Source organism: Metabacillus sp. KJ11-3 (genome assembly GCF_055808295.1).
Genome location: NZ_CM147865.1, coordinates 2,641,572 through 2,655,303, shown reverse-complemented (window position 1 = coordinate 2,655,303; position 13,732 = coordinate 2,641,572). Strand labels below are relative to the sequence as shown.

The 13,732-nt window shown below is 35.9% G+C and carries 13 protein-coding genes and 1 pseudogene; 10 read left to right on the top strand and 4 right to left on the bottom strand.

Features of this window, described 5'->3' with window-relative positions; translation table 11 throughout:
- The first annotated feature begins 56 nt into the window (after positions 1-56).
- Genes pdhA through lpdA form a run of 4 tightly spaced genes read left to right on the top strand, consistent with a single transcriptional unit; the run spans position 57 to position 4,967 of the window.
- The gene (gene pdhA / locus AC0L8O_RS13510) at positions 57-1,172 is read left to right on the top strand and encodes a pyruvate dehydrogenase (acetyl-transferring) E1 component subunit alpha (RefSeq protein WP_026560524.1); all 1,116 of its coding nucleotides are present in this window, start codon (positions 57-59) and stop codon (positions 1,170-1,172) included.
- A gap of 3 nt (positions 1,173-1,175) precedes the next feature.
- A complete protein-coding gene (locus AC0L8O_RS13505) occupies positions 1,176-2,153 on the top strand; it encodes an alpha-ketoacid dehydrogenase subunit beta (protein WP_026560523.1) in 978 nt (325 codons plus the stop codon).
- Positions 2,154-2,207: 54 nt separating this feature from the next.
- Positions 2,208-3,554, top strand: a complete 1,347-nt coding sequence (locus AC0L8O_RS13500) for a dihydrolipoamide acetyltransferase family protein (protein ID WP_473442964.1) — start codon at positions 2,208-2,210, stop codon at positions 3,552-3,554.
- A gap of 3 nt (positions 3,555-3,557) precedes the next feature.
- The gene (gene lpdA / locus AC0L8O_RS13495; RefSeq protein WP_473442962.1) at positions 3,558-4,967 is read left to right on the top strand and encodes a dihydrolipoyl dehydrogenase; all 1,410 of its coding nucleotides are present in this window, start codon (positions 3,558-3,560) and stop codon (positions 4,965-4,967) included.
- Positions 4,968-5,068: 101 nt separating this feature from the next.
- On the opposite strand, the gene AC0L8O_RS13490 is transcribed toward lpdA, so the two are convergent.
- Positions 5,069-5,443, bottom strand: coding sequence for a hypothetical protein (locus AC0L8O_RS13490; RefSeq protein WP_473442959.1), 375 nt, complete (start codon positions 5,441-5,443; stop codon positions 5,069-5,071).
- An 827-nt stretch (positions 5,444-6,270) separates the two neighbouring features.
- Between AC0L8O_RS13490 and AC0L8O_RS13485 the strand changes: the two genes are divergently transcribed.
- Positions 6,271-6,417 carry a GapA-binding peptide SR1P gene (locus tag AC0L8O_RS13485; protein ID WP_473442957.1) on the top strand — a complete coding sequence of 49 codons (147 nt, stop codon included), beginning with the start codon at positions 6,271-6,273 and terminating at the stop codon, positions 6,415-6,417.
- Between the two features lie 124 nt (positions 6,418-6,541).
- Here the strand turns inward: AC0L8O_RS13485 and AC0L8O_RS13480 are convergent.
- A pseudogene (locus AC0L8O_RS13480) lies at positions 6,542-8,016 on the bottom strand (aminotransferase class I/II-fold pyridoxal phosphate-dependent enzyme).
- Positions 8,017-8,493: 477 nt separating this feature from the next.
- Here AC0L8O_RS13480 and AC0L8O_RS13475 point away from each other — a divergent pair.
- Positions 8,494-8,763 carry a UPF0223 family protein gene (locus AC0L8O_RS13475; RefSeq protein WP_473442955.1) on the top strand — a complete coding sequence of 90 codons (270 nt, stop codon included), beginning with the start codon at positions 8,494-8,496 and terminating at the stop codon, positions 8,761-8,763.
- 110 nt (positions 8,764-8,873) lie between these two features.
- Here AC0L8O_RS13475 and AC0L8O_RS13470 read toward each other — a convergent pair whose 3' ends face one another.
- Complete coding sequence (locus AC0L8O_RS13470) at positions 8,874-9,494, bottom strand: YktB family protein (protein ID WP_473442953.1); 621 nt, start codon at positions 9,492-9,494, stop codon at positions 8,874-8,876.
- 311 nt (positions 9,495-9,805) lie between these two features.
- On the opposite strand from AC0L8O_RS13470, the gene AC0L8O_RS13465 reads away from it, so the two are divergent.
- From AC0L8O_RS13465 to AC0L8O_RS13455, 3 genes are all read left to right on the top strand, one after another.
- Positions 9,806-9,994 carry a hypothetical protein gene (locus AC0L8O_RS13465; protein ID WP_026560515.1) on the top strand — a complete coding sequence of 63 codons (189 nt, stop codon included), beginning with the start codon at positions 9,806-9,808 and terminating at the stop codon, positions 9,992-9,994.
- 147 nt (positions 9,995-10,141) lie between these two features.
- Complete coding sequence (locus tag AC0L8O_RS13460; RefSeq protein WP_473442951.1) at positions 10,142-10,933, top strand: inositol monophosphatase family protein; 792 nt, start codon at positions 10,142-10,144, stop codon at positions 10,931-10,933.
- Positions 10,930-11,397, top strand: coding sequence for a GNAT family N-acetyltransferase (locus AC0L8O_RS13455; RefSeq protein ID WP_473442949.1), 468 nt, complete (start codon positions 10,930-10,932; stop codon positions 11,395-11,397). The genes AC0L8O_RS13460 and AC0L8O_RS13455 overlap by 4 nt, the downstream gene beginning before the upstream one ends.
- Before the next feature lie 38 nt (positions 11,398-11,435).
- On the opposite strand, the gene AC0L8O_RS13450 is transcribed toward AC0L8O_RS13455, so the two are convergent.
- Positions 11,436-11,621 (bottom strand): YlaF family protein, encoded by a 186-nt coding sequence (locus AC0L8O_RS13450; RefSeq protein WP_473442947.1) that lies wholly within the window; start codon positions 11,619-11,621, stop codon positions 11,436-11,438.
- 200 nt (positions 11,622-11,821) lie between these two features.
- Here AC0L8O_RS13450 and typA point away from each other — a divergent pair, with 200 nt between their 5' ends.
- Positions 11,822-13,663, top strand: coding sequence for a translational GTPase TypA (gene typA / locus AC0L8O_RS13445; protein ID WP_026560511.1), 1,842 nt, complete (start codon positions 11,822-11,824; stop codon positions 13,661-13,663).
- Positions 13,664-13,732: the final 69 nt, after the last annotated feature.

Sequence of the window (13,732 nt, the reverse complement as noted above, 5' to 3'; positions counted from 1 at the left end):
ATGCAAAGTCATTCAAATTTGGGCAACTTTTAAAATGGAAAGGAAGAGGTTATAAGATGGCTGCAAAAACAAAAAGCGCTGTTGTTGACAGTAAGAAACAGTTTGAAGCTATTTCGAAGCAGTTTGAAACATTCCAAATATTAAATGAAGAAGGTAAAGTCGTAAACGAAGCGGCAATGCCTGAAATTAGTGACGAGCAATTGAAAGAGCTTATGCGTCGCATGGTTTATACTCGTATCCTTGATCAACGTTCCATTTCATTAAACCGTCAAGGACGTTTAGGTTTCTATGCTCCTACAGCTGGTCAAGAAGCTTCTCAAATTGCATCTCAATTTGCTCTTGAAAAAGAAGATTGGATTTTACCGGGATATCGTGATGTTCCACAAATCATCTGGCATGGTCTTCCATTATACCAAGCGTTTTTATTCTCACGTGGACATTTCCATGGTAACCAAATGCCTGAAGGGGTAAATTGTCTTTCACCTCAAATCATTATTGGTGCACAATACATCCAAACAGCTGGTGTTGCTCTTGGACTTAAAAAGAAAGGGAAGCAAGCAGTTGCAATTACTTACACAGGTGATGGTGGTGCATCTCAAGGTGATTTCTATGAAGGAATTAACTTTGCTGGTGCTTATAAAGCTCCTGCTATCTTCGTTGTTCAAAACAACCGTTATGCGATTTCAACTCCAGTTGAAAAGCAATCTGCTGCGCAAACTATCGCACAAAAAGCTGTTGCTGCTGGTATCGTAGGTGTGCAAGTTGACGGAATGGATCCTTTAGCGGTATATGCTGCTGTTCGTGATGCTCGTGAGCGTGCTGTTAACGGTGAAGGTCCTACTTTAATCGAGACGTTAACTTTCCGTTATGGCCCACACACAATGGCTGGAGATGATCCAACACGATATCGTACAAAAGAAACGGAAAATGAGTGGGAAGCAAAAGATCCATTGGTTCGTTTCCGTAAGTTCTTAGAAGATAAAGGTATCTGGAACGAAGAAGAAGAAAACAAAACAATCGAACAAGCAAAAGAAGATATTAAGGACGCAATCCAAAAAGCGGATAAATATCCAAAACAAAAGGTAACGGACCTGATGGAAATCATGTACGAAGAAATGCCTTATAACTTAAAAGAGCAATATGAAATATACAAAGCAAAGGAGTCGAAGTAAGCCATGGCACAAATGACAATGATTCAAGCCATCACTGATGCATTACGCACCGAACTAAAAAACGATGAAAACGTCCTTGTTTATGGGGAAGACGTTGGTGTAAATGGTGGCGTATTCCGTGCGACGGAAGGACTTCAAAAAGAATTTGGTGAAGATCGTGTATTCGATACTCCACTTGCTGAATCAGGTATCGGTGGTTTGACAGTTGGTTTTGGTTTAACCGGATTCCGTCCTGTAATGGAAATTCAATTCTTCGGTTTTGTATACGAAGTAATGGATTCTTTAAGTGGTCAATTAGCACGTATGCGTTACCGTTCAGGCGGTCGTTGGACAGCACCGGTTACAATCCGTTCTCCATTTGGTGGATTTGTACATACACCAGAGCTTCATGCAGATAGCTTAGAAGGTCTTGTTGCTCAACAACCGGGATTAAAAGTAGTTATTCCTTCAACACCTTATGACGCAAAAGGTTTATTAATTTCTGCTATTCGTGACAACGATCCTGTTGTTTTCTTAGAGCACATGAAATTATATCGTTCATTCCGTCAAGAAGTTCCAGAAGAGGAATATACAATTGAAATTGGTAAAGCAGATGTAAAACGTGAAGGAACAGACCTATCAATCATTACTTACGGTGCAATGGTTCATGAATCATTAAAAGCAGCGGAAGAATTAGAAAAAGATGGTGTATCAGTTGAGGTTGTTGACCTACGTACAATAAGTCCATTAGATATCGAAACAATCATTGCTTCTGTAGAAAAAACAGGCCGTGCAATTGTTGTTCAAGAAGCACAAAAACAAGCAGGTATAGCAGCTAACGTTGTTGCTGAAATTAATGAACGTGCAATCTTAAGCTTAGAAGCTCCTGTATTACGTGTTACAGCACCTGATACTGTATACGCATTTACTGAAGCTGAAAATGTATGGCTTCCAATTTATAAAGATATTCTTGAAACAGCTAAAAAAGTAATTAATTTTTAATTTGTACTATAAATCATAATTGACATAACACAATTACTTAGGAGGTAGAATGATTTGGCATTCGAATTTAAACTGCCTGATATCGGTGAAGGTATCCACGAAGGTGAAATCGTAAAGTGGTTTGTAAAAGCAGGCGACAAAGTTGAAGAAGATGATGTCCTAGCTGAAGTACAAAATGATAAAGCGGTTGTAGAAATCCCATCACCAGTAAAAGGGACAGTAACAGAAGTTAACGTTGAAGAAGGTACAGTTGCGACTGTAGGTCAAACAATTATAACCTTTGATGCACCTGGTTATGAGGACTTGAAATTCAAAGGTGATCACGGTGATGATGAGCCGAAAGCTGAAGAAAAAACAGAAGCACAGGTTCAATCTACTGCAGAAGCTGGTCAAGATGTGAAAAAAGAAGCAGCACCTAAACAAGAAAAACAAGCAGGTGTACAACCTGAGGTTGAAGTAGATCCGAACAAACGCGTTATTGCTATGCCTTCGGTTCGTAAATATGCTCGTGAGAAAGATGTAGATATTCGTCAAGTATCTGGCAGTGGTAAAAACGGACGTGTACTAAAAGAAGATGTTGAATCATTCTTACAAGGTGGAGGAGTTGCAGAAGCAAAACCTGCTACAGAAGAAGCAGCACCTGCACAAGAAGAGAAAAAAGCGAAGCCGGCTGCAGCTCAAGCGATTCCTGAAGGAGATTTCCCTGAAACTCGTGAAAAAATGAGCCCAATCCGTAAAGCAATTGCTAAAGCGATGGTAAACTCTAAACACACAGCTCCACACGTTACACTTATGGATGAAGTGGATGTAACAAACTTAGTTTCTCACAGAAAGCAATTCAAAAATGTTGCAGCAGAGCAAGGAATTAAGTTAACATATTTACCGTACGTAGTGAAAGCTCTAACTTCAGCACTTAAAAAGTATCCGGTTCTTAATACAACTCTTGACGATAAAACAGAAGAAGTTGTTCAAAAACACTATTACAACATTGGTATTGCTGCTGACACTGAAAAAGGTCTCCTTGTACCTGTTGTTAAAAATGCAGAACGTAAATCTGTTTTTGAAATTTCAGATGAAATTAATGGACTAGCTACAAAAGCACGTGAAGGTAAGCTTGCACCAAATGAAATGAAAGGTGCTTCATGCACAATTACAAACATTGGTTCGGCTGGTGGACAATGGTTTACACCTGTTATTAACCATCCTGAGGTTGCAATCTTAGGTATTGGTCGTATTGCTGATAAACCAATTGTTCGTGATGGAGAGATTGTTGTAGCTCCGGTTCTAGCTTTATCTTTAAGCTTTGACCACAGAATGATCGATGGTGCTACAGCTCAAAATGCTCTTAACCACATCAAGCGTTTACTAAACGATCCACAATTAATTTTAATGGAGGCGTAATCGATGGTAGTTGGAGATTTCCCGATTGAAACAGATACTCTTGTCATTGGAGCAGGCCCAGGTGGATACGTTGCAGCGATCCGCGCTGCTCAATTAGGGCAAAAGGTAACAGTAGTAGAAAAAGCAACACTTGGAGGAGTATGTTTAAACGTAGGTTGTATTCCTTCAAAAGCGTTGATCGCTGCAGGTCATCGTTATGAAACAGCTAAACACTCTGAAGAAATGGGTATTAAAGCTGATAACGTAACAGTTGATTTTTCTAAAGTTCAAGAATTCAAGCAAGGTGTTGTGAAAAAATTAACTGGCGGTGTAGCCGGATTACTTAAAGGTAATAAAGTTGATGTCGTTTCTGGTGAAGCGTACTTCGTTGATAATGAAACAGTTAAAGTGATGGATGAAACATCTTCACAAACGTACAAATTTAAAAATTGTATCATTGCAACAGGTTCTCGACCAGTTGAGATTCCAACATTCAAGTATACGAAGCGAGTAATCAATTCAACAGGCGCATTAAATCTTCAAGAAATTCCTAAAAAGCTAGTTGTTATCGGTGGAGGAGTAATCGGAATCGAACTTGGCTCTGCATATGCTAACTTTGGAACAGAAGTTACGTTCATTGAAGCTGCAGATGAAATCCTAGCAGGTTTTGAAAAACAAATGAGCGCTATCGTAAAACGCAACCTTAAGAAAAAAGGTGCTGAAATTCACACAAAAGCGTCAGCGAAAAGTGTTGAAGAAAACGAAAATGGCGTGAAAGTTACTTTTGAAGTGAATGGTGAAGAAAAAACAATTGAAGCTGATTATTTATTAGTTTCCGTTGGACGTCGTCCAAACACTGATGAACTTGGTTTAGAGCAAGTTGGAGTGGAAATGACTGATAGAGGAATTATCAAAATTGATAAGCAATGCCGCACTAATATCTCTAATATTTATGCAATTGGTGATATTGTTGAAGGTCCTCAATTAGCACATAAAGCTTCTTATGAAGGAAAAATTGCTGCAGAAGCAATTGCAGGAGAAAAGGCTGAAATCGACTATCTTGGTATTCCGGCTGTTGTCTTCTCTGAGCCTGAGCTTGCATCTGTTGGTTATACAGAAGCAGATGCTAAAGCAGATGGAATTGAGGTAACTGCTGCTAAGTTCCCATTTGCTGCTAATGGTCGTGCATTATCATTAAATGACACGGATGGTTTCTTAAAGCTTGTTACTCGTAAAGAAGATGGATTAGTTATTGGTGCACAAATTGCTGGGCCAAGTGCGTCTGATATGATCTCAGAACTTGGTTTAGCGATTGAAGCTGGAATGACAGCTGAAGATATCGCTATGACAATTCACGCTCACCCTACATTAGGTGAAATTACAATGGAAGCTGCTGAAGTTGCAATTGGTAGTCCAATCCATATTGTAAAATAATCATAAAAAAGATGCTAACTTCAAAGTTAGCATCTTTTTATTGTTCGATTTTTAAAAGGAGAAGCTACACATACCAAAAGAGGGACATGAGTCCCCCTTTTTCACTCTAATAATGCATTAGAAACTGGCTCTAAAATTTCTTCTTTTGATAAAACTGTTCCCTCAATTTGTACAAGAATTTCCTTTTTTGATACAACTAAAAGTGAAGGGTATGTATCAACCTCATATAAATGTTTATCCATATTTTCAGAAATCACTCTCATATTCTCAAACTCTTCTGGAAAGTCTTCTTTAATGACTAATAATGCATCATAGTAAATCGCTTCTCTATCAATATTTTTATCATCAGAAAAAAACACGATTTGTTTATCTCTATTAAGAGTGAAATCTGTGGGCACATTTGAATTTATAATGTTTTTGCAGGAGGAAAGAACAACGACTGGAATAATGAAAATAATAAGTATTGATCTTTTCATCCATGTCCACCTCTTCTAAATAATTTAAATAGTTCCAAAATAGTATGTACAGCAAGGTTATATTTAACTAGATACGTACAATAAGACTAAATTATAACTATTTTATCATATATATTTGTTTAACCTTCTCTTGTCATCTATTTGTTACATAAATGAAAAATATTACGTTTTACCTATGCAAATTCTTAAAATTTCCAATTCAATGAGCTAATTTATTGTGGGGGATTCTATATTGTAGTCCGTTTTCATACATATTGAAGAGGTGGAGTGAAATGAAATTTACTTTAGGCTTACTATCCTGTATACATATAATATTATGGAGTGGATACAGTGTAATTGAATGGTTATCTAATAAAGACAGCTTGATAGCTAAGTCCATTTTGCTGCTGATGTTTTTCTATCTCTCCTATTTGATTGCTCTTACATTGATGGAAAAAAGAAAATCTGCGATTGTTTTTTCTATTTCATCGCTTATAACATATGTTATCTCATACAAAGTGCTATTGCTCTTTGTTATTGGATGAGTATGACACATTTGAGATTATAGGGGAATTTTGATAAGGAAATTTTGCAGTTCATAAAGAACATGTCTAACTTATCCATCGTATAAAAGGGTATTTAATGCTATTAATTATGTATTTTTTATTTGTTCTTCATACCTCCAAAATAATGTGATTTTTTTGAATTATTATGATCGATTAATTAATTAGGTTATACAAATTGGGTATTGACTAACTAAATGTGTTATATTATTATGAATTTAAGAAATGTTATGCGCTTCCATAGAATTAGAGGTTTTGAGAGTGCAAAATTGATTGAAAAGGGGTATGGAGATGGGAACAATTGTATGTCAGCACTGCAACTCTACAATTGGTCATATTGAAGGGGAGAAAGTGACAACTTTGTATGGGAAATGTAGTCACCAGGATTGTTGTAACCAAAACCAAAAAATAGTAAAAGTAAAGTTCAATTAAACAGGTTCCACATAAATATATAGTAGAGTAAAATAAAGGGACAGTCTCCAATGTATGAATATAATAGTTCTTTTAAAGGAAAAGGGCTATATATTCTTGGGAGTCTGTCCTTGTTTTTCATCATTTACCTGATAGCACGATGTTCTTTAATGACTCTTAAATTATCTAAAGTTGGGTCTTCTGGTCCTTGTACAGGTAAACCCACTTCTAAGTTTTTCTGAATGTATGTTAAGTTCTCTTCTGTAATAATTTCACCGGGAATAAAGATTGGTATACCGGGAGGGTAAACCATAATAAACTCAGCAATAATTCTTCCGGCAGATTCGTTAAAGGGAATTACTTCTGTTTCAGCATAAAATGCATCACGAGGGGTTAATGCAAGAACTGGTATATCCGGTAAAAAGATTCGTTCCTTAGATTTCGCTTGGTCTTGGGTTACTTGAATTTTATGTGATAATTCTTTTAATGCGCTAATTAACATATCTACATCCTCTTTCGTGTCACCCGGTGTAATAATACAAAGAATATTATATAAATCAGATAATTCCACTTCGATATGATAATTTTCCCGCAACCATTTTTCAACATCATAGCCTGTAATTCCGAGCTCATAAATAGGAATAATTAATTTGGTAGGGTCATAATCAAAGGTAGCTTTTGTCCCGATAATTTCTTTTCCTATACAAGATATGTTTGGTATTTCATTTAATTGATCTCTTGTGTAATTAGCTAATTCAATTGTTTTTTGAATTAATTCATGACCTTCTGTTGCCAATCTTTTCCTTGCTACATCAAGTGATGCTAATAATAAATAGGAAGTTGAGGTTGTAGTCATCATACTTAAAATAGATTGCACCCGCTGAGGTGATACAAGTCCTTCTCTTACGTTTAAAACTGAGCTTTGAGTCATGGAACCTCCAAGCTTATGAACGCTTGTTGCGGCCATATCTGCTCCAGCCTGCATAGCGCTCAAAGGCAGGTCTTCATGAAAATGGATGTGTACACCATGTGCTTCATCTACTAATACAGGTACAGAGTATGAATGAGCAATCTCAACGATTTTCTGTAAATCTGCGGAAATACCAAAATATGTTGGATTAATAACTAATACTCCTTTTGCATCAGGATGTTGTTCAAGTGCTTTTTCAACTGCATCTGTCGTGATGCCATGTGAGATTCCTAATCTTTTATCAATTTCTGGATGTATAAAAATTGGTGTAGCGCCGGAGAAGACAATAGCCGACATAACAGATTTATGTACATTTCTAGGAACAATAATTTTATCTCCTGGGCCACATACAGCCATGACCATAGTCATAATAGCTCCGCTTGTTCCTTGTACAGAGAAAAAGGTATGGTCGGCTCCGAATGCGTCTGCAGCTAAGTCCTGAGCTTTTTTTATTATACCTTTAGGTGCATGTAAATCATCTAATGGTCCAATATTGATCAAATCAATAGACAGTGCATTATCACCAATGAAAGTCCTAAATTCCGGGTCAATACCTGCACCTTTTTTATGACCTGGTATGTGGAATTGAATTGGATTTTTTTAGCGTGTTCTATTAGACCTGTAAACAATGGTGTTTCAAATTGTGACAACGTATTTCCACCTTCTTTTCTTTTTTATTTTAAATGTTTATCACGTATAGGACATGATGAAATTTTATTTTTGTATATATGCTGCTAAACGAATTATTTCAGTTTCGGTTACATTTTCTATTATGTAGAGTTTGTGTCGAAATCTGACTATTTATTTAACATAAAACAAATGAATTATATCGTTATCAATTAGCACAGTCAACATTTTTTATACTAAGTCTATAATGTTCAGAAGTATAAAAAATAATTTAGAATAAATACTATTTCCTACAAAATGGTGAAAAGAAAATTATATAAGTGAATTTGCCATTAAATACATAAATAATGGTAAGATTGATGGGGGATTTCTTAATGGCAGGACAAGTTATATGGCAAGTAAAATAGCCTATCTGTACAAGAGTTTTGCGAAGGAATTAACAGTATGCATAACATCGTGGAACATTATTGGGTTAGAAAACATAGGAAAGAGGTTATGTAATGGACTATCAATATCCTATCTCCCTTGATTGGAGCACAGAGGAAATAGTGGATGTGGTAAAGTTTTTTGAATGTATTGAAAAGGCGCATGAAAAAGGTATTGAACGTAACGAGTTACTTACTGTTTATAGAAGGTTTAAAGAAATTGTTCCAAGTAAAGCCGAAGAAAAAACAATTTGCAACGAATTTGAAGAAGTCAGCGGATACTCGTCATACAAGGTAATGAAAAAGGCAAAAGATAGCAATGAACATACAATTAGAATGTCATAACACTTAAAAAGTCTGATCCATTATTACGGATCAGACTTTTTAGTTCTATAAAAAATTAATAAACATTTTACTTTTTTCATTAAAATCTGCTTTTTATCTAACCATAATAATTACTTAAATGAAAGTCTATATAATGGTGTTAACTCTTCAAAGGTGTTCCTGATGATTTCATATAATTTTTCACCGTTTTGAACCACTGGATCATCTGCTCGAAAGTGGCGGCCAATAAGAAATTCTGCTTTCTTAACATCTCTAAAACGTTCCAAAGAACGGTTTAAGTCAATTTCTTCAAATGACTTAGCATCTTTTTTTGTATGATCGAGTGAAATGACATAATCTTTTGAAGAAAACTTATCGAATTCATTGATATGTGTTATAAATGTTTTAGCAATGCCATCTTTATTCGGTAACTCATAAATAAAAGCCAACCAAATAAATAAATGGTCATCAAATAAACCAACTTGAAAGTGAGGATGTTGTTTATATCCCCGTTTATTTCCGGCAATCGCTAACCAGGTGTCTTTGGGTGGATTAACTGATCTTCTTGCATGCTTGGCAATATGCAAAAACATTTCAGTCTGCAGGCTGGCGGAAAGATCATCTGTTAAGGCTTGTCCAAGTTCTTTAAATTTTGGTTGTATTCTCTCGCGAATAGCGTCCATTCTATTTTCAAGACCATCTATAGTAAATGAATTAAAATCCTCATCAGTAAAACCATTAAATTTATTCATTTTATGCGTCCTCCTAGTTAGATATATTCTCTTTTTATAATAATTATTAATTATAAACAATGAATGGATTTTTCACAATGAATTGTGCTCAAATCTTTTGTTAATATCATCTATTTATGAATCGTAAACGACGTTTTGAACATTCACTTAGGTGGTATTTACTAGGTATATACACAATTTCGTCTAAGCAGTTCCAACTTTTTTTATAAACACATATTATATAAAAAAACTATTAAAAACCTAAATTGACTCTTTGAAATCGCTTAGTTATTACTTATAAAATCATCAAGAGAATGAAAGGGGCGGTAAAAATGAAACAAATTGTAAAGACGAGTGGTCAGAAAATGATGAATAATCGTATTGGGGTGTTAAGACTCGAACTTGATTACGAATTAGCCACCCTTTATGAGGCAATGCAAAATAAAGATCAAAAGAAAAAAATAGAGTGTAAACAAAAATTAGAGAAGTTAAGAAAAGAGTGGATGAAGCTCCAGGCCTAGATGGAGATAAGTTTATCTGCAAACGAACCTCGCGAATAGGTTCGTTTTTATCTGCGCGATAAAGGTACTCTTACTTGATTTCGGTTAATTCATTACAGTATCCTAAAAATAGTAAGTAGGATTGATACATAGAAAAGAGGTAGCAAAATGACGAATTGGCATGAAATTGATCAACACGCAAAAAAATGGATAAAAGAAGCCGGAGAGATCATTAGATCATCATTTGAATCAACACTTTCTATTCAATATAAATCAAATCCCAATGATTTGGTGACAAATATGGATAAGGAAGTAGAGCAATTTCTTATCGGCAAAATACAAGAAACATATCCCGAACATCGGATTCTTGGAGAAGAAGGCTATGGTGATGAGGTTACAGATCTGAATGGAGTTATATGGATTATTGATCCAATTGATGGAACGATGAATTTTGTTCACCAACAGCGTAATTTTGCGATATCAATTGGCATTTATGGTGATGGTGTCGGCTACATAGGACTAATTTATGATGTTGTTCATGAAGAGCTTTATCATGCATTTAAAGGTAATGGAGCCTATATGAATGAAGTGCCTCTGCCTAAGCTTGATCAAGTTAAAATTGAGGAAGCTGTTATAAGTATAAATCCGGTTTGGGTAACAGAAAATAAACGATTTGATCATAATGTTATTGTACCAATTGTAAAAAAGGTACGGGGAACACGCTCCTATGGTTCCGCTGCAATTGAATGTGCATATGTTGCAGCAGGGAGATTAGATGCATACATAACAATGAGATTGGCTCCATGGGATTTCGCCGCGGGCATTATCTTAATTGAAGAAGTAGGTGGTAGTGTGTCTAAACTAGATGGAGAGCCGCTAGACCTAATCTCCAAAAACAGCTTCTTTATCGGTGAAAAGCATTTGCACCAACATATTATCGAGGAATACTTAAATAAGTGACGAAAATTAATGCACGAGAACTTCAGTCAAAAGACCTCCCATTTTTTCAGGAATTAATCGATGCTAGTCCGGAGTGGCAGGAAGAGGAATGTATGAGTGTCGAGCTGGAGACTTATTTACGTTCATACTCTATGTATAAAGGACAGTGGAGAATCTGGTGTGATGAGTTTGACAAAAAAATAGGTGTCAGCTTCATGATTGAGTGGTCTCCGTCGAATGAAAAGCCTTGGATTGGAACCATCTTAATTCATCCTTCAAAACATCACAAAGGTTTTGGAAAGAAGATAATAGCACAGTATAAGGAAGAATTGTCAAAAAAAGGTTATAAAGTATTGTTTGCAGGTTGTCCAATTCAGCGGGATTCTTGGATACGATTTTTAGGGAGATGTGGTTTCGAACAATTTAAAGTGGAGAAAGATGAAGGAACTCAAAAGGAATACATGATATCAGTTTTACCTCTATAAACGAAAAGAAGGAATCTAATTGATCCCTTCTTTTTGTTTTAAATTAAACCTTTTTTGCGCATTTTTCTTTTAAAAATAAAACCCGTAGCCATTATACCGATTAACCCGATAATGGCTAAAAGGATCCCAGCGATGCTTCTTTCGCCAATGGCAATTCCAATACCAGCCATACATACAGCTGCTAAAATAGCTAATATGAGAAAAATCCATTTTCCTGGTTTCAATATACAGACATCTCCCAACCTTAAAACAGATATTTTTACATCTTTCTACAGTTTACTTAAAAACTTTCAGCTTTTCTAGATTGTTTATGGTATAATATCGAAGGTGATTTTGAAATAATGAATATATTACCTCAGAATACAGCAAGAATAGCCTTTAGGTTGCTTTTTCTTGTTATTATACATTTTTAGGAGATGAAATAGTGAAACTTCGAAATGATATTCGCAACATTGCTATTATTGCCCACGTTGACCATGGGAAAACAACTTTGGTTGACCAATTGTTACATCAATCTGGTACTTTTCGTACAAATGAACAAGTTGCAGAGCGTGCAATGGACTCAAATGATATTGAGAGAGAACGTGGAATTACAATCTTAGCAAAAAATACTGCAATTAATTATAAAGACACACGTATCAATATCATGGATACTCCTGGACACGCTGACTTCGGTGGCGAAGTAGAACGTATCATGAAAATGGTTGATGGTGTTTTGCTTGTTGTTGATGCATATGAGGGCTGTATGCCACAAACAAGATTTGTATTGAAGAAAGCATTGGAACAAAATTTAACACCAATCGTTGTAGTTAATAAGATTGACCGTGACTTTGCTCGTCCATCAGAAGTAGTTGATGAAGTGTTGGATTTATTTATTGAACTTGATGCCAATGAAGAACAATTAGAATTCCCAGTAGTGTTTGCTTCTGCAATAAATGGTACAGCTAGCACAAGCCCGGATCCGGCTGATCAAGAAGAAAATATGGCTTCTTTATTTGATGCTATTGTTGATCACATTCCTGCACCTATAGACAACCAAGAGGAGCCTCTTCAATTCCAAGTAGCTTTACTGGACTACAATGATTATGTAGGTCGTATTGGAATTGGCCGTGTGTTCCGTGGAACAATGAAAGTAGGACAACAAGTATCACTTATGAAAGTTGATGGATCAATCAAAAACTTCCGTGTATCAAAAATATTCGGTTTCCAAGGACTAAAGCGTGTTGAAGTTGAACAAGCTATTGCAGGAGATCTGGTAGCGGTATCTGGTATGGAAGATATCAATGTCGGTGAAACAGTTTGTCCGGTTGAACATCAAGAAGCGCTTCCGATTTTACGTATCGATGAACCAACTTTACAAATGACATTTGCTGTTAACAACAGTCCATTTGCTGGTCGTGAAGGTAAGTTTGTTACTGCTCGTAAAATAGAGGAACGTTTATTATCTCAGCTCCAAACTGATGTAAGTTTACGAGTTGACCCAACTGATTCTCCAGATGCTTGGGTTGTTTCAGGCCGTGGGGAGCTACATCTTTCAATTTTAATTGAAAATATGCGCCGAGAGGGCTACGAATTACAGGTATCGAAGCCGGAAGTTATCGTTAAGGAAATCGACGGTGTAAGATGTGAACCTGTTGAGCGAGTACAAATTGATGTGCCTGAGGAACACACAGGTGGTGTTATGGAATCGATTGGAGCACGTAAAGGTGAAATGATTGATATGATCAATAATGGTAACGGTCAAGTTCGTTTAATCTTTAATGTACCTGCTCGTGGATTAATTGGTTATTCAACTGAATTTATGTCATTAACTCGTGGATTTGGTATTATTAACCATACATTTGATAGCTACCAACCAATGCAACCTGGTAAAGTTGGTGGACGTCGCCAAGGTGTACTTGTTTCAATGGAAAATGGAAAATCAACAACATACGGTATCCAAGGTGTTGAAGATCGAGGAATCATTTTTGTTGAAGCTGGTGTTGATGTATACGAGGGAATGATCGTGGGAGAACATACTCGTGAAAATGATCTAGTCGTTAATATTTGTAAAATGAAACAACAGACAAATATCCGTTCTGCAACAAAAGACCAAACGAGTACGATGAAAAAACCACGTATTATGTCATTGGAAGAAGCATTAGAGTATTTAAATGATGATGAATATTGTGAACTAACTCCGGAATCCATTCGATTAAGAAAGAAAATTCTTGATAAAAATGAACGTGAAAAAGCAGCTAAGAAAAAGAAATTAGCTGGGATTTAATATTAGAAGTAATTAGGCTGATTCTACTGGAGGATTCTTTAGTTTTGAATCAGCCTATTTCATTAAGGT

Excerpts from the sequence above, each read along its gene's own strand:
- pdhA (WP_026560524.1), top strand. The coding sequence starts at position 57 with ATGGCTGCAAAAACAAAAAGCGCTGTTGTTGACAGTAAGAAACAGTTT.
- AC0L8O_RS13505 (WP_026560523.1), top strand. The coding sequence starts at position 1,176 with ATGGCACAAATGACAATGATTCAAGCCATCACTGATGCATTACGCACC.
- lpdA (WP_473442962.1), top strand. The coding sequence starts at position 3,558 with ATGGTAGTTGGAGATTTCCCGATTGAAACAGATACTCTTGTCATTGGA.
- AC0L8O_RS13490 (WP_473442959.1), bottom strand. The coding sequence starts at position 5,443 with ATGAAAAGATCAATACTTATTATTTTCATTATTCCAGTCGTTGTTCTT.
- AC0L8O_RS13485 (WP_473442957.1), top strand. The coding sequence starts at position 6,271 with ATGGAGATGGGAACAATTGTATGTCAGCACTGCAACTCTACAATTGGT.
- AC0L8O_RS13475 (WP_473442955.1), top strand. The coding sequence starts at position 8,494 with ATGGACTATCAATATCCTATCTCCCTTGATTGGAGCACAGAGGAAATA.
- AC0L8O_RS13470 (WP_473442953.1), bottom strand. The coding sequence starts at position 9,494 with ATGAATAAATTTAATGGTTTTACTGATGAGGATTTTAATTCATTTACT.
- AC0L8O_RS13465 (WP_026560515.1), top strand. The coding sequence starts at position 9,806 with ATGAAACAAATTGTAAAGACGAGTGGTCAGAAAATGATGAATAATCGT.
- AC0L8O_RS13460 (WP_473442951.1), top strand. The coding sequence starts at position 10,142 with ATGACGAATTGGCATGAAATTGATCAACACGCAAAAAAATGGATAAAA.